General features: G+C 69.7%; 20 protein-coding genes and 1 tRNA gene. 8 read left to right on the forward strand and 13 right to left on the reverse strand.

Features of this window, described 5'->3' with window-relative positions; genetic code table 11:
- Nucleotides 1–11 precede the first annotated feature (11 nt).
- The gene (locus F4553_RS18440) at nucleotides 12–950 is read left to right on the forward strand and encodes a toll/interleukin-1 receptor domain-containing protein (RefSeq protein WP_184837689.1); all 939 of its coding nucleotides are present in this window, start codon (nucleotides 12–14) and stop codon (nucleotides 948–950) included.
- A 54-nt stretch (nucleotides 951–1004) separates the two neighbouring features.
- On the opposite strand, the gene F4553_RS18445 is transcribed toward F4553_RS18440, so the two are convergent.
- From F4553_RS18445 to F4553_RS18455, 3 genes are read right to left on the reverse strand one after another with little or no spacing between them, the layout of a single operon-like run.
- Nucleotides 1005–1973 carry an NAD(P)-dependent alcohol dehydrogenase gene (locus F4553_RS18445; protein WP_184840869.1) on the reverse strand — a complete coding sequence of 323 codons (969 nt, stop codon included), beginning with the start codon at nucleotides 1971–1973 and terminating at the stop codon, nucleotides 1005–1007.
- Between the two features lie 29 nt (nucleotides 1974–2002).
- A complete protein-coding gene (locus tag F4553_RS18450) occupies nucleotides 2003–2299 on the reverse strand; it encodes a hypothetical protein (RefSeq protein WP_184837691.1) in 297 nt (98 codons plus the stop codon).
- Entirely contained in the window at nucleotides 2296–2619 is a 324-nt protein-coding gene (locus F4553_RS18455; RefSeq protein WP_184837693.1) for an ArsR/SmtB family transcription factor, read from the reverse strand. Before F4553_RS18455 ends, F4553_RS18450 begins: the two co-directional genes overlap by 4 nt.
- Nucleotides 2620–2742: 123 nt before the next feature.
- On the opposite strand from F4553_RS18455, the gene F4553_RS18460 reads away from it, so the two are divergent.
- Together F4553_RS18460 and F4553_RS18465 are read left to right on the forward strand one after the other, a co-directional pair.
- Nucleotides 2743–3252: an inorganic diphosphatase gene (locus tag F4553_RS18460; protein WP_184837695.1), complete on the forward strand. Its 510-nt coding sequence runs from the start codon at nucleotides 2743–2745 to the stop codon at nucleotides 3250–3252.
- A gap of 68 nt (nucleotides 3253–3320) precedes the next feature.
- A complete protein-coding gene (locus F4553_RS18465) occupies nucleotides 3321–4382 on the forward strand; it encodes a fatty acid desaturase family protein (RefSeq protein WP_312875254.1) in 1062 nt (353 codons plus the stop codon).
- Between the two features lie 83 nt (nucleotides 4383–4465).
- Here the strand turns inward: F4553_RS18465 and F4553_RS18470 are convergent, their stop codons facing one another.
- Together F4553_RS18470 and F4553_RS18475 are read right to left on the reverse strand one after the other, a co-directional pair.
- Nucleotides 4466–4636, reverse strand: a complete 171-nt coding sequence (locus F4553_RS18470; RefSeq protein WP_184837696.1) for a hypothetical protein — start codon at nucleotides 4634–4636, stop codon at nucleotides 4466–4468.
- Between the two features lie 256 nt (nucleotides 4637–4892).
- A complete protein-coding gene (locus F4553_RS18475; RefSeq protein WP_184837698.1) occupies nucleotides 4893–5747 on the reverse strand; it encodes a peptidase associated/transthyretin-like domain-containing protein in 855 nt (284 codons plus the stop codon).
- A 189-nt stretch (nucleotides 5748–5936) separates the two neighbouring features.
- Here F4553_RS18475 and F4553_RS18480 point away from each other — a divergent pair, with 189 nt between their 5' ends.
- Nucleotides 5937–6410: a DUF4352 domain-containing protein gene (locus F4553_RS18480; protein WP_184837700.1), complete on the forward strand. Its 474-nt coding sequence runs from the start codon at nucleotides 5937–5939 to the stop codon at nucleotides 6408–6410.
- On the opposite strand, the gene F4553_RS18485 is transcribed toward F4553_RS18480, so the two are convergent.
- The 6 genes from F4553_RS18485 to F4553_RS42990 all read right to left on the reverse strand — a co-directional run bounded on the left by F4553_RS18485 (nucleotide 6379) and on the right by F4553_RS42990 (nucleotide 10841).
- Entirely contained in the window at nucleotides 6379–6699 is a 321-nt protein-coding gene (locus tag F4553_RS18485; RefSeq protein WP_184837702.1) for a 4a-hydroxytetrahydrobiopterin dehydratase, read from the reverse strand. The genes F4553_RS18480 and F4553_RS18485 overlap by 32 nt on opposite strands.
- Nucleotides 6700–6708: 9 nt before the next feature.
- Nucleotides 6709–7026, reverse strand: a complete 318-nt coding sequence (locus F4553_RS18490; RefSeq protein WP_184837704.1) for an antibiotic biosynthesis monooxygenase family protein — start codon at nucleotides 7024–7026, stop codon at nucleotides 6709–6711.
- Between the two features lie 239 nt (nucleotides 7027–7265).
- Nucleotides 7266–7625 carry a hypothetical protein gene (locus F4553_RS18495; protein WP_184837707.1) on the reverse strand — a complete coding sequence of 120 codons (360 nt, stop codon included), beginning with the start codon at nucleotides 7623–7625 and terminating at the stop codon, nucleotides 7266–7268.
- A gap of 108 nt (nucleotides 7626–7733) precedes the next feature.
- Nucleotides 7734–9101: a choice-of-anchor A family protein gene (locus tag F4553_RS18500; RefSeq protein ID WP_184837709.1), complete on the reverse strand. Its 1368-nt coding sequence runs from the start codon at nucleotides 9099–9101 to the stop codon at nucleotides 7734–7736.
- A 38-nt stretch (nucleotides 9102–9139) separates the two neighbouring features.
- Complete coding sequence (locus F4553_RS18505; protein ID WP_184837711.1) at nucleotides 9140–10498, reverse strand: cystathionine beta-synthase; 1359 nt, start codon at nucleotides 10496–10498, stop codon at nucleotides 9140–9142.
- 4 nt (nucleotides 10499–10502) lie between these two features.
- Nucleotides 10503–10841 (reverse strand): YkvA family protein, encoded by a 339-nt coding sequence (locus F4553_RS42990; RefSeq protein ID WP_376776226.1) that lies wholly within the window; start codon nucleotides 10839–10841, stop codon nucleotides 10503–10505.
- Nucleotides 10842–11031: 190 nt separating this feature from the next.
- Here F4553_RS42990 and F4553_RS18515 point away from each other — a divergent pair, with 190 nt between their 5' ends.
- From F4553_RS18515 to F4553_RS18525, 3 genes are all read left to right on the forward strand, one after another.
- Nucleotides 11032–12012 (forward strand): SGNH/GDSL hydrolase family protein, encoded by a 981-nt coding sequence (locus F4553_RS18515; protein WP_184837715.1) that lies wholly within the window; start codon nucleotides 11032–11034, stop codon nucleotides 12010–12012.
- Nucleotides 12013–12034: 22 nt separating this feature from the next.
- Nucleotides 12035–12826: an SGNH/GDSL hydrolase family protein gene (locus F4553_RS18520; protein ID WP_184837717.1), complete on the forward strand. Its 792-nt coding sequence runs from the start codon at nucleotides 12035–12037 to the stop codon at nucleotides 12824–12826.
- A gap of 90 nt (nucleotides 12827–12916) precedes the next feature.
- Complete coding sequence (locus F4553_RS18525; RefSeq protein WP_184837719.1) at nucleotides 12917–14164, forward strand: acetyl-CoA C-acetyltransferase; 1248 nt, start codon at nucleotides 12917–12919, stop codon at nucleotides 14162–14164.
- Here the strand turns inward: F4553_RS18525 and F4553_RS18530 are convergent, their stop codons facing one another.
- Nucleotides 14165–14458, reverse strand: a complete 294-nt coding sequence (locus tag F4553_RS18530; RefSeq protein ID WP_184837721.1) for a hypothetical protein — start codon at nucleotides 14456–14458, stop codon at nucleotides 14165–14167. It abuts the gene before it with no gap.
- Nucleotide 14459: 1 nt separating this feature from the next.
- Nucleotides 14460–14540, reverse strand: a tRNA-Leu gene (locus F4553_RS18535).
- An 81-nt stretch (nucleotides 14541–14621) separates the two neighbouring features.
- Here F4553_RS18535 and F4553_RS18540 point away from each other — a divergent pair.
- Nucleotides 14622–16445, forward strand: coding sequence for a DUF6311 domain-containing protein (locus F4553_RS18540; RefSeq protein WP_312875255.1), 1824 nt, complete (start codon nucleotides 14622–14624; stop codon nucleotides 16443–16445).
- Nucleotides 16446–16491 lie beyond the last annotated feature (46 nt).

Raw genomic sequence — 16491 nt, forward strand, 5'->3', positions numbered from 1 at the left:
CGTGCCGGAGCATGACCGGCCACGTCTTCATCAGCTACAGCCACGGCGGTGACAGCGCCTACGTGAAGCGGCTGGCCGATCATCTGACCAGCGCCGGCATCCCGGTCTGGTTCGACCGCGACATCATCACCGGCACCCGCTGGGAGCGGGTCATCCGCGACCAGATCGACACCTGCGCAGCGCTGATCGTCGTGATGACGCCGCAGGCCGAGGAGTCCGAGTGGATCAGCCTGGAGATCAACCGGGCAGTGCTCAAGCAGCGCCCGATCCTGCCCCTCCTCCTCGCCGGTGACGGCTTCTTCCGCCTCAGCACCGTCCAGCACGAGAACGTCACCGGCGGCCGGATGCCCTCAGCCGCATTCATCAGCCGTTTGCGCGCCCACCAGGGCAGCCACGAGCCGACGGCGTCCGCATCACGGCCGCAATCCCGGCGGCCGAGCCCATTGATCCTGCGGCCCACGCTGCCAAGCCCGCTGGTCCTGCGGCCCGCACAGGGGCACACGAACATGGACTTCTGGAGCACCCTCATCCCGACCCACACCTTCGCGCGCGCCGCAGCGCTGGACGGCGATCATTCCGCAGCGGTCAGGCTCTACCGCATGATCGTCGACCGCTCCGCCGAGCAGGGACAGCAGGATGATCCGCGCCACCTGGACGCGCGCACCCATCTCGCCTATCACCTCGGCGAGAGCGGTGATCGCACCGGAGCGGTCAGGCTCTTCGGCGAACTCATCGCCGATCGCACCCGCCTGCAAGGCGCCGATCGCGCCGACACCCTCTGGGCGCGTCACCACCACGCCCGCAACGTGGGCGAGAGCGGTGATCGCGCAGAAGCGGTCCGGCTGCTCCAGGCGCTCATCGCCGACCGCACCCGACTCGCAGGCTTCCCCGGCCTGCTCGACGCGGCAAAGGAGCTGGACAAGAAGTGGCTGGCCTACTTCTCCGCCTGAACCAGCCAGAACCACCGAACGCGGGAGCAGTCGCACGACCGCTCCCGCGCCGGGTCACACCGTGATGACGACCTTGCCGCGAGCGTGCCCCTCGCCCAGATAGGCCAGAGCAGCAGCGGTCTCCGCCAGCGGATAGACCCGATCCACCACCGGCACCACCTGCCCGGACGAGATCAGCTCCCGCAGCACCACCAGATCGGCCTGCCGGCACGACGACATGAACACCCGGATCCGCTGCCGGGTGAAGCGCGCCAGCACCACCGCCTTCAGCAGCCGGCCCACGCTCCCGATCCAGCGCCCGCCGTGCCCGCTGTTGGGGATGAACGTCCCCGTCGGTGCCAGCACCCGGCGGCACGCGGCCAGCGGATGGTTCTCCACATTGTCGAGGATGACGTCATAGACCCGGCCACCCGCGGTGAAGTCCGCCTGCGTGTAGTCGATGACGTGATCGGCGCCGAGCGACCGCACCAGCTCCACGTTGGGCGTGCTGCAGACCCCGGTCACCTCCGCGCCGAACGCCTTGGCGATCTGCACCGCGAAGGTCCCGATCCCACCGGCCGCACCGTTGATCAGCACGCGCTGGCCGGCCATTACACCGGCCTGGTCGCGCAGCGCCTGCAGCGCGGTGAGGCCCGCCATCGCGACCCCCGCCGCCTGCGGGAAGCCGAGGTCGGCCGGCTTCACGACGAGATCGGCCGGAGCAGCGATCACATACTCCGCGAACGAGCCGTCGCACCGGCCGAAGACCTCGTCGCCCACGCGCAGGGCCGTCACGTTCCTGCCGACCGCTTCGACGAGGCCGGCCACGTCCGTACCCAGGATCTGGTTCTTGGGTTTGCCCAGACCGGCGCCGGCGAGCCGCAGGATGCGCGGCTCACCGCGCAGGAAGCACAGGTCGGCGAAGTTGGCCGCGGCCGCGCGCACGCGCAGCAGCACCTCGTCGTCACCGGGCACCGGCCGGGGAAGCTCCACCAGGTCGAGAACGGCAGGTGGGCCATAGGCTTCGTGGGCCACCGCCCGCATCCGGGCGGTCGCGGTCACATCGTCGACGATCATTCGACGGTACGCAGGATCTGCTCGATCGCCGTCGTCTGCGACCTCAGCTCGGAGACACCGGCCGCGACCCGCTGCTGCGCGTCGAGGGTGTTCTCGGCGAGCTGCTCATACCGGCTGACGAGCTGTCGCAGCCCGTCCGCCTGCGCCGCCGCGAGCTTCGCCTTGCGGAAGTCCATGAATCCGGCGAAGACGAAGAGCACGAGGACCAGGCCGAGGAAGGTGATGCCGAGCAGGAAGATCGTGTTTGGCCACTCCGAGGTGGTGGCGGACTCGGCGGCGATGAGGTCGATCATGACGGCTCCTTACGGGTGAGTGTTGTGACGGCCTCGGCGAGCACCGACGCGGTCAGATGCAGGTCGAACTCCGCGACCTCGAAATACTTCATGGCTTTGCCGTCCTCGGAGAGCTCAAGGCTGCCGACGATCAGGCCGACGGCTTCGAGTCGCTGCAGGTGCATGTGCAGCAGGGGACGGCTCACACCGATCTCGCGGGCGAGATGGCTGACGTAATCGCGGCCCTCCGAGAGCTTCGCCACGATGCGCAGCCGGATCGGATTGGCCAGGGCGGCCAGCATCTCGACCAGTTCGTCACCTGTCGGCTGGGCCATAGTCATCTAGTTCCTTCATGTGTCAGAACTTTCTTACACATGAAAGCGTAGCACAGCATTACAGCCCAGGTAGGGTGAGTGGGTAGCGCACCGTGCCCTGCACCATCAGCCGGAAGGCGGACCATCGGCATGGAGTTCGACGTCACGATCGAGATCCCCAAAGGCAAGCGCAACAAATACAAGATGGACCGGGCCACCGGCCGGATCCGCCTGGACCGCACGCTCTTCACCGCCACGCAGTACCCGGCCGATTACGGCTTCATCGACGACACCCTGGGCGAGGACACCGACCCGCTCGACGCGTTGGTGCTGGTCCAGGAGCCGACCTTCCCCGGTTGCGTGATCCGGTGCCGGACGATCGGCATGTTCCGGATGACCGACGAGAAGGGTCCGGACCCCAAGGTGATCTGCGTGCCGACCTCGGACCTGCGGCTCGCCTACCTGACCGACATCGCCGACATGGAGCACTTCCACCGGCTGGAGATCGAGCACTTCTTCCAGGTCTACAAGGCGCTGGAGCCGAGCAAGAGCATCGACTTCGAGCGGGGCGGCTGGGCCGGGCGGCTGGAGGCCGAGGCCGAGATCAGGAGCTCTCAGCAGCGCGGTCGGGCGATGCCGGTCGATTCAGCCCCGGAGTAGCCTGGAGGCAACGGTTGCCCCGGACCCCGGCGACGCGCCCTTTTCCGCGTCGAACGCCCGGAGGACTCGTGAGCACCATCGACTCGACCATCACGCCTCTGCGCCCGGTGGCGCCCCCTCGCCGAGGCAGCGACTACTCCCTCCTGCTGACGCAGGTGAAACAAGCCGGGCTGCTGGACCGGCGCAGGTCCTACTACGCGGTGCGGATGGCGATCAACGCCGTGCTGCTGATCGGCGGCTGGACCGCTTTCGTGCTGCTCGGCACGTCCTGGTGGCAGGTCGCCACGGCGGCCTTCCTCGCGGTGGTCTTCACCCAGATCGGGTTCGTCGGCCACGACGCCGGCCACCGGCAGATCTTCCGCTCCCGGCGGGCCAACGACCTGGTCGGGATGCTCCACGCCAACCTCGCGATCGGGTTGAGCTACGGCTGGTGGGTGGAGTCGCACAGCCGGCACCACGCCCACCCCAACCAGGAGGGCAAGGATCCCGACATCGCGATCCGGGCGTTGGCGTTCAGCTCCGACCAGGCCGGCGCTCGCGGCCGGATCGCCGGTGCCATCTATCGGTACCAGGCGTTTCTCTTCTTCCCGCTGCTCCTCGGGGAGGGCTTCAGCCTGCACGTCGACAGCGCGCGTGCGGTCGTCCGGGACCGGCTGCCGCACCGGGGCTGGGAGCGGCTCCTGCTCGGCTCCCACCTGGTGGGGTATGCGGGTTTGATCTTCTTCGTGCTGCCGCCGCTGCCCGCGATCGGCTTCATCCTGCTCCAGCAGGGGCTCTTCGGGCTCTACCTGGGCTGCTCGTTCGCGCCCAACCACAAGGGCATGCCGATCCTCGACCGCGCCGACGCGACGGACTTCCTGCGGCGTCAGGTGCTGACGGCTCGCAACGTACGCGGTGGGCCGCTCACCGATCTGCTGCTCGGCGGTCTGAACTACCAGATCGAGCACCACCTCTTCCCGAGCATGCCCCGGCCGACGCTGCGCCGGGCACAGCCGATGATCCGGGCGTACTGCCTGGAGCACGGACTGCCCTATCTGGAGACAGGTCTGGTGGAGTCCTATCGACAGGCCCTCGTCCACCTGCACACGGTGGGGCGCAACCCGACCAGCGGCATCGCGGACAGCCGATGACGGGCGTGTAGCCGGTCGTTCCTGGCCGGAATTCCGGCCGGTCACGACCGGCGGGCACAGCCCGGTCGGCGACCGGGCTCCGCTCAGCTGGACTGGCCGACCAGCTCGGCGACGTCGATGCCGAGCGTCTTGAGCAGGCCGGAGTTGGTCTCGAGATCAACGACATCGGGCAACTGCCGGTCGACGAAGGTCGCCCGGTCATCGAGACCCTTGCGACGCAGCTGCTCGAGGATCTTCGCTTTGTCGACCTTCATGAGTCATCTCGCTTGGTCTTGGCCTTTTTGGCGGCGCGCTTCTCCTTGAGGGTCTTGCCGGGCTTCTTGGTGGTGGATTTCTGGGGAGATTTGTCCGACATGAGTGGCTCCTTCACCGGCGACGGGTCGAGCGGGTGCAACCAGCACGGTCTGCAAGCGAATGCCAGAAACGCCATGGGCGTATGAGAGTGATCGCAACGATCACCCACCACTCTACGCTGCTCGCGCCCTCATCGATGTCGGCCGCTGCGAGCGGTCACGCCCCGTCGCGGTCGGAGTCGGCGTTGAGGACCATGGCGCCGAGGTAGCCCGCTCCGTCGGCGGTGACCTTCATCAGCATCGCGGGCTTGTAGATGCCGTCGTCGTCGTTGAAGGTGTCCCGCCCGGTCCGCGCCGCGTAGGGCTGCTCGGTGAAGACCTTCGTGTTCATCGCCTCGTCGAACATGAGCTGGGTGGTGAGCACCCGGGCGTTGCTGACGTGCACCATCGCGTGGATGTGCACGGTCCGGCCCCTATACCACCCCGGCCAGATCGTGGTGAACTCCACGATTCCCTGTGCGTTGGTCACCTGGGCGCCGCGCAGGTAGCGCTTGTCGTCGGTCGGCGTCAGATCCATGCCGCCACCGGCTTCTCCCCCACCGCCGCCGGGCTGACCGCTCGGAGGCTGACCGCCACCGCCGGGTTGACCGCCGCCGCTGCCGGTCGACGACGACTCGGCGCCGGAGTAGAGCCCGTCGGCATCGCAGTGCCAGATCTCGATGACCGCGTTGGGCAGCGGCTGGCAGGTCTCGCTGTCCTGCAGCTTGAACGCGACCTTGAGCTGCTTGCCCGCCCGATCCTCGCGGATGTCGCTGCGGACCTTGTCCGCGTCGAAGTAGTAGGGCCCCTGGGTCGCGGACGGGCTCAGCGTGCAGGTCCCGGCATCGACGAAGAGCCCGCCGAGGTCGGCCGTCGTGGTGGCCGCGGGCGTGACCGTCTCGCCGGTCGAGGTCGTCACCGCCGTCGCCCCGTCGCTGCCGCAGGCCGCGAGCAGGCTGCCGAGGCCGATCGAGCTGACTCCGGCGAAGATCGCCCGACGGCTGACCCGCTGTCCCTCGTGGTCGTGTCCCATGACTGGATCCCTCCTGTGCCCGGTCGCTGCTGTCGACCCCGAGGCTAGGGAGGACGCGTGGGCGTTTCCTCGGGACGATCTGGGTGCGGCCTGGGTGGGTTATGGCAAGCCGCTGAACTCGCCCGATTCCCCGTGGGATCATTAATTTGATCATGGTTGGGGCGGGACGGGGGCGAAATGTTCACCACGGTGTTCGCATCGTTGCTGCTCACAGCGGCCCTGGTCGCGCCGACACCCGCGCCGCAGGATCAGGTCGACCCGCTCACATTCGGTTCCGAGCACGCCGCGGTCTGGGACGACGGCGTCGAGGCGAGCGTCGTCTCGGCCCGGATCTTCGCGCCGACCGGCAACGCGGTCGGCCTGGCGCCGACCGAGACGGGCATACGGATCACAATCAAGATCACGAATGGTACGCCGGCCCCGCTCGACCTCACCGACGCCACCGTGCGGCTGAAGACCGGACCGGACGGCGTACAGGCGGCACAGATCTTCGACATCGAGAACGGGCTCAGCCTGGGCTTCGAGGGCACCGTCGCACCGGGGCGGTCCGCCACGGCGGCATACGGGTTCTCCGTGCCACCCGACAACACCGACCTGCTGGACGTGGAGATCACGCCCGTCGACGGTTATCTCACTGCACTGTTCGAGGGGCGGGCTTCGTGAAGGCCTCCCGCAGGATCGCCTCGATCCGGGAGGCGAGCTCCAGGTCGAGCGCGGTGACACCACCATCGGAGTGCGTGGTGCAGAAGAACGTGAGCCGGCGCCAGCGGATGTCGATGTCGGGGTGGTGATCGAGCTCCTCCGCCACGACCGCGACCCGATCGACCACCCCGATGGCCTGCGGAAACGTGCCCAGCTCGGCAACGCGCGAGAGCCCTGCGGGGCCACCGGTCCACTCACCGAGGTCGGAGAGGGCGGCATCGATCTCGACACCGGTCAATAGGAGCGCCATACCCAGACGCTACGCCCGATTCTGATAAGCGCGCTCGACCTTGGCGACGTGGATCGCCCATTCGGCGTACCAGTCGGTGCGGCCACGCTCCCGGGCCAGCGTGTGCTCGGCGTTGCGGCGCCAGCCCGTGATCGACTCCTCGTCGCGCCAGTAGGAGACCGTGATGCCCAGCCCGTCGGGGCCGCGGGTCGAGTCCATCCCCAGATAGCCGGGCTGCTCCGCGGCGAGCTCCGCCATCCGGTCGGCCGTCTCGGCGTACCCGTCGTCGGCCGGTTCGCGGCGCGAGGTGAAGACGACGGCGTAGTAGGGCGGTTCGAAGATTGGCATGCCATTGATTGTGGGCGAGGGTGCGGTAGCGCGGTAACTGCGGGGGAACCGAGTTGACGCACCCTCGCCCGGAGCCCGCCCGAACCCACGCGCCTGGCCGGAGGCGCTGGAGATCGACGGAGGCTGTCGACCTGGGTCGACGGGCGGGTTGTGGTGGACCGCCTGCTGGCGGGCGAGCGATCCACCGGGTTGGACGTTGCCCGCATCCCTGGGAGGTGAGGCCGGAACGTCCGAGGAGGCTAGTCGAAGAGGCCGCGGTTGGTGCCGGACCGCCCGCTGCGCCCTACTGACTCAACGGCGGTGTCGAGTCCGAGGTTGCTCGCAGCGGCTGTTCGACCGCCGAGGTCAGCGCGCCAGCTCGGCAGCGCGCGGAGTCCGTTCATGTCGTGCCGTGCGGTCCAGCCCTCGCGCCAGGGCCGGCAGGCGGCCGCCGCCGCTCGCTCGGCCAGCCGACGCGGCGGGCAGGGCCACGCCTGGCCGCACCATGTGCAGTGGTTGTCGCTGTCGGGCGCCGGATGGCGGTCGCACATCTGCTGCGCGTCCCGCCAGAGCAGGCGGTCCTGGACGTCGGTCGGTTCCGCATGATCAACGCTGACCACTAGCTTCCCCCCACTACACATCGGAGTGGCGGCCAGATCGCCGCAAGTTCCTGACATGGGAGTCAACGCGTTGGTCAAGCCAGACGCTCGGACAAACTGTGCGATTTGTCAGTTGCGACGCAACGAGGCACGCAGCAGCAGCGCGCCCATGGCGACGAGCAGCACTCCACCGGCTGTGATCAGCGTCAACGGCATACCGGTGAGCGGCACCGTCCCCATCGCGCCGGTCCCACCGGCCCCGCTGGGCGCCGCGGGCACCGGCGCACCGGAAGGGGACGGCGAGACCGAGCCGGTGGGCCCGGGCGGGGCGAGTGACCCGTCCGATCCGCGCGAGGCCGACGCCGACGGAGACGGTGACGGTGACGCCGTCGTGGGAGAGGCCGAGGGGGACGTGCTCGGCGAGGCGGAGGTCGGCGACGGGGACGGCGCCCCGCACGAGAGCTCGGCGGCGAACGGGAAGTCGTGCACCTCGCCCGAGGTCATCCGGAAGCTCTGCGCGACGATGCCGCCCTCGACATTGCTCGGGTTGTCATCCACGAAAGAGGCGGTCGGCGCGAAGATCGTGCCCTCGATGCTGTCGCCGCTGTCGTGCACGACCGTCGTGGCGCCCGGGAAGTTGATCAGGATGTAGGGCGCCTGCTCGCCGCCGACCCCGGCGAAGTTGGGCGAGTGCCAGCTGAAGTCGCCCTCCACGTCCGCGGTGTCCACGTTGATCAGCAGCGGCGACGTGAGGGTCGGCTGGTTGACGAAGGCCAGCTCCACGATGTTGTCGAGGTCGGTCGCGGAGATGGTGAGAACGTTGGTCATACCCGGGGCGAGGACGATCCGCGCGCTGGTGGCCGGTGGGATCGGCGAGGTGATGGGGATGCCGCGTCCGTCCCGGAGGATCACCGTGTTCGGGCAGGTGGCAAGGGCTGTCGAGCGCTGCCGGTACGCGGTGAAGATCGACGTGAAATCCACCGGCTTGGCGGGGCCGACGGTGGCCGGGCTCTGCCGGACGGTGAGTTCGATCCGGGGCAGCGCGTCGTAGTCGTCCGTCGGCAGGATCCGGGTGTTCACCGGGGTCTGGTTGTTGTCGAGGTCGCGGACGACGGTGCCGGCGAGGGCGCCCACCTTGGCGTACCCACCATGGAGGACCCGGAGTCCGGCGGTGGGTGAGCTGTCGGCGAAGTCAGCGCGACCACCGATGACCAGGGCGGACGCGACCGCATCGCCCGGCGCGACGAAGGTGCCGATCGTCTTGGCCGCGACGCCGAAGGGGCCGCCGAGGGTGAGGTCGCCGCCGACCGCGAGCGGGCCCTCCATCTCGTTGCCGGCGACGAAGGCGTCCTGCTCGACGAGGACCTCGAAGCCCAGGCCGCCGTCGAGGGGGTTGAGCGGACCGACCGGCGCAGCCCTCGCCTGGCCCGTCACCGCAAAAATGATCATCGCGGCGGCCGAGGCGGCCGCCGCGATGATCATTCGACTCTGCGCCATGGGCGCAGGATATCTTAGAAACGGACAAAAGCCACTTACTAGACCAGGTGGGTCAACAGGTCCTGCCGCGTGAGTACGCCGACCGGCTTGCCGTCGACCAGCACCAGCGCGGCGTCGGCCTTGGCGAGCAGCGCCACCGCCTCGGCGACCGGCTGACCGCCACCGATCATCGGCAGCGGCGGACCGATGTGCTTGTCGAGAGCGTCGTGCAGGTGCGCCTGACCGGCGAAGAGCGCGTCGAGCAGATCGCGCTCGGCGATCGACCCGGCGACCTCGCCCGTGACGACGGGCGGCTCGGCCTTGAGCACCGGGAGCTGCGAGACACCGTATTCGCGCATGATGTCGATCGCGTCGCGGACCGTCTCCGTCGGGTGCACGTGCACCAGCTCCGGCATCGAACCCGACTTCGCACCCAGCACATCGGCGACCGTGGGCCCCTCGACGGCGAGGAAGCCGTAGCGCGACATCCAGTCGTCGTTGAAGACCTTCGACAGGTAGCCGCGACCGCCGTCGGGCAGCAGCACGACGACCACGGCGTCCGGACCGGCCGAAGCGGCGACCCGCAGCGCGGCGACGGCCGCCATGCCGCAGGAACCGCCGACAAGCAGGCCCTCCTCGCGGGCGAGGCGGCGGGTGAGCTCGAACGACTCGCGGTCGGTGACCTCGATGATCTCGTCGCAGACCGTCCGGTCGAAGGCGGTCGGCCAGAAGTCCTCGCCGACACCCTCGACGAGGTAGGGCCGCCCCGTGCCACCGGAGTAGACGGAGCCCTCGGGGTCCGCACCGATGATCTTGACTTGGCCGCCGGAGATCTCCTTGAGGTAGCGGCCGACCCCGGAGATGGTGCCACCGGTGCCGACACCGGCGACGAAGTGCGTGACCCGGCCGTCGGTCTGCTCCCAGATCTCCGGCCCCGTCGTCTCGTAGTGCGAGCGCGGGTTGTGCGGGTTCGAGTACTGATCGGGCTTCCAGGCACCGGGGATCTCGCGAACGAGCCGGTCGGAGACGTTGTAGTAGGAGCGCGGGTCCTCGGGCGCGACCGCGGTCGGGCAGACCACCACCTCGGCACCGTAGGCACGCAGGACGTTCTGCTTGTCCTCGCTGACCTTGTCGGGGCAGACGAAGACGCAGCGGTAGCCCTTGGCCTGCGCGACGAGGGCGAGACCGACTCCGGTGTTGCCGCTGGTGGGCTCGACGATCGTGCCGCCGGGCTTGAGGAGTCCCTCCGCCTCGGCCGCCTCGATCATGCGAGTGGCGATGCGGTCCTTCACGGAACCGCCGGGGTTGAGGTACTCCACCTTGGCGAGCACGGTGGCGGACAGACCAGCGGAGACGTTGCGGAACCGGACCAGCGGGGTGTTGCCGATCAGGTCAACAACGTTGTCGACATAGCGCATGACCTCAGCCTACGACGTCGCCTTCGATGACTTCGCCCGGCCGCCCGCTAGCCCTCGGGGCGCTCTTCTGGCGCCGCCCGCCGTCGGGCTGACGTGGCGGATTGCTCCCCGGCTGATTGAGTAGGCCCTGCTCCCAGGCGAGGAACCGGTCGGTCTCGGCGAGGAAGGCACCCGCGATCCAGGTGACGACGAAGAGGTCGTCGATGAGACCGGCAAACGCGAGGAAGAGCTCCGGGATCGCGTCGATCGGCGACACGACGTAGATGGCACCGATCGCCATCAGGAAGAGCCGACCGGCCCCGTCGTATTTCCCGCGCATCGTGGCCCAGATCATCCTCGGCATGGCGCCGAGCCTGACGCCCAGGCCAGGACCGCTCTTGCTCGATGACAACGCGCGCCACAGCGCCCGGAAAGCCGCCGTGCGCCCCAACGTGCGTCCCATAGTCACCCCGCTCGACTACCCTTGCCGACATCCGGACTCTCGGGGACGTTTACCCGGCCCCGAGAAGGTGAATCCTACTCTGGGGGAGGCCATGAGTTCCGATTCTCGCGGACGCCGCATCGCCCGCCTGGCGGCGTTCAGTGGCGGCGCGATCTGCGCCGCCGGGATCGTCACGGCGGGGGTCCTCTTCGGCCAGGTGGAGGTCGCGCGGCGGACGATTCCCCTCGCCGAGGCGCCGCCGCCACGGACGGACGGCCGATACGGCCAGCGCTTCAACGCCCCGCCCGTGACCGTCGCCGTGCTCGGCGACTCCTCCGCGGCGGGATACGGCGTGCGGCGGGCCCGGCAGACACCCGGCGCGCTCATCGCGACCGGCATCTCCCGCCGGCTGAGCCGCCCCGTCGAGCTGCGCAGCTTCGCCGTCGTGGGCTGCACCTCCGCTCGCATGTGGCCGCAGGTCGAGGCCGCGCTGGAGCTGCGACCCGACCTCGTCATCATCATGATCGGCGCCAACGACGTGACCCACTCCGACAGCCGGGCGGCCGCCGTGCGCTACCTCGCCGACGCCGTTCGGGCGCTGCGCGCCTGCGGTGCCGCAGTGGTCGTCGGCACCTGCCCGGATCTCGGCGCGGTGCAGCCGATCCGGCCGCCGCTGCGCTGGCTGGCCCGTCACTGGAGCAGGCAGATGGCGACCGCCCAGACGATCGCCGTCGTCGAGGCGGGCGGCTGGACCGTCTCCCTCGGCGACCTCCTCGGGCCGCGTTTCGCCGCCGAGCCGACCCGCTTCTTCGGCGACGACCGCTACCACCCCTCCGCCGAGGGCTATGCCGCAGCGGGCGCCGCGTTGCTGCCCACGAGCCTCGCCGCACTCGGCGCACGAGAAGTCACACCTGTTGACACGGCCGTCGACGGGGTACGGTCGCTTCCACGGGCCGCAGCAGTCGCGGCCCGCCGTGCTGGCACAGAGGTGAGCGGCGCCCAGGTCGGGGGCCGTGACCGCGGGCCGGCCGGACGCTGGGCCAAACTGAGACATCGCATGCGCTGGCACGAAGAGCTGGGGCGTGCCACCTGACTGGCACGAGGGGTTACACGCTATGACGCTCCTGGGGAAGGTCGGTCGTGCCGCAGCCGTGGCACTCGTCGCGGGCACGGTCGGCGGCGCCGCCGTGCTCACCGCTGAGGCGGTCATCGCGAGCCGTCGTCGCTATGCCCAGCCCGCGCTCGGACTCAACCTGCGCACCTCGATCGGCGAGCCCACCGCTCCCCCGCTCCGCCTGGTGATGCTCGGCGACTCCTCGGCGCTCGGCGTCGGCGTGGACCGCGTCGCCGACACCGTCGGCGGTCAGCTCGCCACCCTGCTCGCGGCCGACCGCAGCGGCACCGGACGCCGGATCGAGCTCGCGAGCGTCGGCGTCTCGGGCTCGCGCTCCAAGGACCTGGCGACCCAGGTGTCGCGGTCGCTGCTGGGCGAGCGCCCGGATGTCGCCGTCATCCTCGTCGGCGCCAACGACGTGATCGGCATGCGCCGGCCCGGTGAGGCCGCCGCCTATCTCGCCTCGGCCGTGCGCCGGCTGCGCGAGGCGGGCGTCGAGGTCGTCGTGGGCACCTGTCCCGATCTGGGCGCCGCGCGGGCCATCGCACCGCCGCTGCGCCAGATCGTCGGCTGGATGGGGCGCAAGACGGCGCGGGCGCAGATGCGCTCGGTCCACGCCGCCGGTGGCGCCGTCGTGGATCTCGGTGCCGAGACCGGTGCGGTCTTCCGGGCCGACCCGGCGACGCTCTGCCATGATCGTTACCACCCCTCCGCCGACGGCTACCGGGTGTGGGCTTACGCCTTGCTACCCGCCGTGGCGCAGGCCGCCGGAGTGTCGCCACGCCTGCCATAGGCGGCGCGCCGAAATCGCAAAACCGCTGGTAAACATGGGTGACAAATGCCACGCTTCATTTTGTTACCTAACAGTCGTTAAGGTCGAGGCATGACCGAAGCCGTGATCGTCGCCACTGCCCGCTCGCCGATCGGGCGGGCCGTCAAGGGATCCCTGAAGGACCTCCGCGCCGACAACCTGACCGCAACCATCATTCAGGCGGCCCTCGCCAAGGTGCCGCAGCTCGACCCCCACCTCATCGACGATCTCTACCTCGGCTGCGGCATGCCCGGCGGGGAGCAGGGCCACAACATGGCCAAGGTCGTCTCGACGCTGATGGGGATGGACTACCTCCCGGGCGCCACCGTGACGCGCTACTGCTCGTCGTCGCTGCAGACCACCCGGATGGCCTTCCACGCCATCAAGGCGGGCGAGGGCGACGTCTTCATCTCGGCCGGTGTCGAGATGGTCTCCCGCTTCGTCCGCGGCAGCGCCGACAGTCTGCCCTCCGAGGCAGCCGCTCTGGTCGGGGGCCCGTGGGACAACCCGCTCTTCGACGCCGCCAACGCGCGGACCAAGGCGCGGGCGCAGGCGGGCACCCCGACCTGGCACGACCCCCGCCAGGACGGCGAGCTGCCCGACATCTACATGACGATGGGCCAGACCGCGGAGAACCTCGCGGACCTCTACGGCATCACCCGGCGCGAGCTGGACGAGTTCGGCGTCCGCAGCCAGAACCTCGCCGAGAAGGCGATCATCGACGGCTTCTGGGCCCGGGAGATCACCCCGGTGACGCTGCCCGACGGCACGGTCGTCTCGAAGGACGACGGCCCCCGCCCCGGCATCAACTACGAGGCGACCTCGCAGCTCAAGCCGGTCTTCCGCCCCGACGGCCTGGTCACCGCGGGCAACTGCTGCCCGCTCAACGACGGCGCCGCCGCTGTGATCATCATGTCCGACACGAAGGCCCGGGAGCTCGGCATCACGCCGCTGGCCCGGATCGTCAGCACCGGCGTCACCGCGATGAGCCCCGAGATCATGGGCATCGGCCCGGTCGGCGCCTCCCAGCAGGCACTCAAGCGGGCCGGCATGACGATCGACGACATCGACCTCGTCGAGATCAACGAGGCGTTCGCCGCGCAGGTCATCCCCTCGCAGCGCGACCTCGGCGTCCCGATGGAGAAGCTCAACATCATGGGCGGCTCGATCGCCGTGGGCCACCCCTTCGGCATGACCGGCGCCCGGATCACCGGCACGCTGATCAACTCGCTCGACTGGAACGACAAGTCGATCGGCCTGGAGACGATGTGTGTCGGCGGCGGCCAGGGCATGGCGATGATCCTGGAGCGCCTGAGCTGATCAGCTGTCACGGAGCGCGTGGCGGAGGGCGGTGACGTCCGCCTCCACGCGCTCCAGCACGTCCGGCGGCGGGTGGGCCGCCATCAGGTCCGCGGCCAGCACCCGCACCTGGTCGGCGAGGGCCGTGTCAGGCAAGGTGGGTACGCCGCGACGCGGCAGCCCCTCGGCATCGGCCCCCGCGTCGGCGAGCACCTGCACGAGCGCCCTGACGGCGTCGGCGTGCCCACGCCAGCGGGCGGGGGTCCAGTGGCTGATCTGGCGCACGAGCAGCTCAACCGAGGATGCGAAGGTCACGTGCCCGGGGCGGGATTCGAACCCGCACGCCTCTCGGCAGCCGGGTTTAAGCCAGCCGTGTCTGCCATTCCACCACCCGGGCCCGGGTAGTTTGCCGGGCATTACCGTAGCTCAGGGGAGATGTGGTGCGCACTCCTTAACCATTCGGCGTTAGGGTCATGTGGTGACGCGCTCGGCCCCCGCACCCCAACTGACGCCGCCAGGACGCCCCACGCCGGACACTGTCGTGGACGGCGCAGCCGATGTGCAGGCCACCGCCGGAAAGCGACGCTGGCGCTCGCCGCGGCTGATCGACGCCGTGGTCATCGCCGGATTCCTCGCCTTCGCGGCCTTCCTCACCCACGGTCTCTGGCCGGACCCCGGTTCCCGAGCACTCGGGCTGAACCCGGCCGATCAGACCCTCTACGAGTGGTTCCTCGCCTACGACACGCGGATCTGGCACGGCGATTTCAGCCTTCTCAGTGACCGGCTCAACTCACCCGTCGGGGTCAACCTGCTGGCGAACACCACGGTGATCGCCCTCGGCGTCATCTTCGCGCCGGTGACCCTGCTCTTCGGGCCCGGGACCACCTTCGCGGTCCTCGTCGTCATCAACCTCGCCGGCACCGCCGCCGCGTGGTATCTGCTCTTTCACCGCACCTTCGGTGTCCGCCGGCTCGCCGCGATCGTCGGCGGCGCCTTCTGCGGCTTCGCGCCCGGCATGATCTCGCAGTCCAACGCGCACCTGCACATCACGGCGCAGTGGCTCGTCCCGCCGATGATCTGGGCGGTGATGCGGCTGTGGCGCGCCTCGGTCGACGACGACCGCCGTCGGCGGGTGACCAGTGGACTCGTCCTCGCCGGGCTCGTCACCGCGCAGCTCTTCGTCGGTGAGGAGACGCTCTTCCTCACCGCCCTGGCGCTGATCTTCTTCGTCCTCACCTACGCGGCGATCACCCGACCGTCCTGGCAGATCATCGGGCGCTTCGCGGGCGGGATGGCGATCGCCACGGGTGCGGCCACCCTGCTGCTCGCCGCACCGCTGTGGATGCAGTTCAAGGGCCCGCAGCATGTGCCGAACGGTCCGTTCAGCCCGCACTACTTCTCGGCCGACCTCGCGAGCTTCTGGGCCTTCTCCCCGCTGTCGATCGCGGGCGGTGAGGAGTCCTACCGGCTCTCCACCGGCGGCACCGAGCTCAACACGTTCCTCGGCTGGCCACTGCTCACCATGATCGCGATCTGCGCGCTGCTGCTGATCCGCAACGCCGTGGCGGCCTCGGCCACCATCGCCGGTCTGATCATGTGCGCCTTCTCGCTCGGCCCCGACATCGTCATCGCGGGCGAGCGCACCGGCCGCCCGGGGCCCTACGCGCTGATCGAGGGTGTGCCGATCATCGACGGCGCGCTGCCGATGCGGTTCGCGCTCGCGGCGATCCCGCTCATCGCCGTCATCCTGGTCCTCTCGATCAACCGGATCCAGCAGATCCCGGACCGGCCGATCCGCTGGGCCTGCATCGGCATGATCCTGATGTCGCTGCTCCCGCTGGTCCCGGGACCGCTGCCGACGGTCGCCCGGCCCGCCATCCCCCGCTTCTACACCGAGGGGCACTGGCGTTCCTGTACGCCGGAGGGCGGGGTGCTCGTACCCGTACCGCTCGCGACGCCACCGGCCCCGGAGCCGATGCGGTACGCCGCCTACAACATGGCGGCTTTCGGCATGCCGGAGGGCTTCTTCATCGGGCCCTACGGCATCCGGCAGCGGGCGTCGATCGGCACCTTCAAGCGCCCCACCTCGGAGCTGCTCGCCAAGGTCGCCAAGACCGGCAAGATCCCCCCGATCACGGAGAACGAGCGGGCCACGGCGACCTACGACATCTACCGCTGGAACGCCGACTGCATCGTGCTCACCGAGACGCCGCACCGCGCCGAGCTCCAGCAGGCGCTGGAGCAGCTCCTCGGCCGTCCCGGCACCCCGGTCGCCGACGCCCTGGTCTGGAAGATCCCCTAGCCGAGCCGGTTCCGCGCCGGTCCGCCGCAACGACAAGATCGCCGCA

It is taken from the genome of Allocatelliglobosispora scoriae (genome assembly GCF_014204945.1).
In the GTDB taxonomy this organism is placed as follows: Bacteria; Actinomycetota; Actinomycetes; order Mycobacteriales; family Micromonosporaceae; genus Allocatelliglobosispora; species Allocatelliglobosispora scoriae.

Bases quoted from the DNA above. Each gene is read 5' to 3' on its own strand.
- F4553_RS18470 (WP_184837696.1), bottom strand. From the start codon at position 4,636: ATGAAGGTCGACAAAGCGAAGATCCTCGAGCAGCTGCGTCGCAAGGGT.
- F4553_RS18460 (WP_184837695.1), top strand. From the start codon at position 2,743: ATGGAGTTCGACGTCACGATCGAGATCCCCAAAGGCAAGCGCAACAAA.
- F4553_RS18490 (WP_184837704.1), bottom strand. From the start codon at position 7,026: ATGCCAATCTTCGAACCGCCCTACTACGCCGTCGTCTTCACCTCGCGC.
- F4553_RS18455 (WP_184837693.1), bottom strand. From the start codon at position 2,619: ATGACTATGGCCCAGCCGACAGGTGACGAACTGGTCGAGATGCTGGCC.
- F4553_RS18475 (WP_184837698.1), bottom strand. From the start codon at position 5,747: ATGGGACACGACCACGAGGGACAGCGGGTCAGCCGTCGGGCGATCTTC.
- F4553_RS18520 (WP_184837717.1), top strand. From the start codon at position 12,035: ATGACGCTCCTGGGGAAGGTCGGTCGTGCCGCAGCCGTGGCACTCGTC.
- F4553_RS18485 (WP_184837702.1), bottom strand. From the start codon at position 6,699: ATGGCGCTCCTATTGACCGGTGTCGAGATCGATGCCGCCCTCTCCGAC.
- F4553_RS42990 (WP_376776226.1), bottom strand. From the start codon at position 10,841: ATGCCGAGGATGATCTGGGCCACGATGCGCGGGAAATACGACGGGGCC.
- F4553_RS18500 (WP_184837709.1), bottom strand. From the start codon at position 9,101: ATGGCGCAGAGTCGAATGATCATCGCGGCGGCCGCCTCGGCCGCCGCG.
- F4553_RS18450 (WP_184837691.1), bottom strand. From the start codon at position 2,299: ATGATCGACCTCATCGCCGCCGAGTCCGCCACCACCTCGGAGTGGCCA.
- F4553_RS18515 (WP_184837715.1), top strand. From the start codon at position 11,032: ATGAGTTCCGATTCTCGCGGACGCCGCATCGCCCGCCTGGCGGCGTTC.
- F4553_RS18505 (WP_184837711.1), bottom strand. From the start codon at position 10,498: ATGCGCTATGTCGACAACGTTGTTGACCTGATCGGCAACACCCCGCTG.
- F4553_RS18445 (WP_184840869.1), bottom strand. From the start codon at position 1,973: ATGCGGGCGGTGGCCCACGAAGCCTATGGCCCACCTGCCGTTCTCGAC.
- F4553_RS18440 (WP_184837689.1), top strand. From the start codon at position 12: ATGACCGGCCACGTCTTCATCAGCTACAGCCACGGCGGTGACAGCGCC.
- F4553_RS18525 (WP_184837719.1), top strand. From the start codon at position 12,917: ATGACCGAAGCCGTGATCGTCGCCACTGCCCGCTCGCCGATCGGGCGG.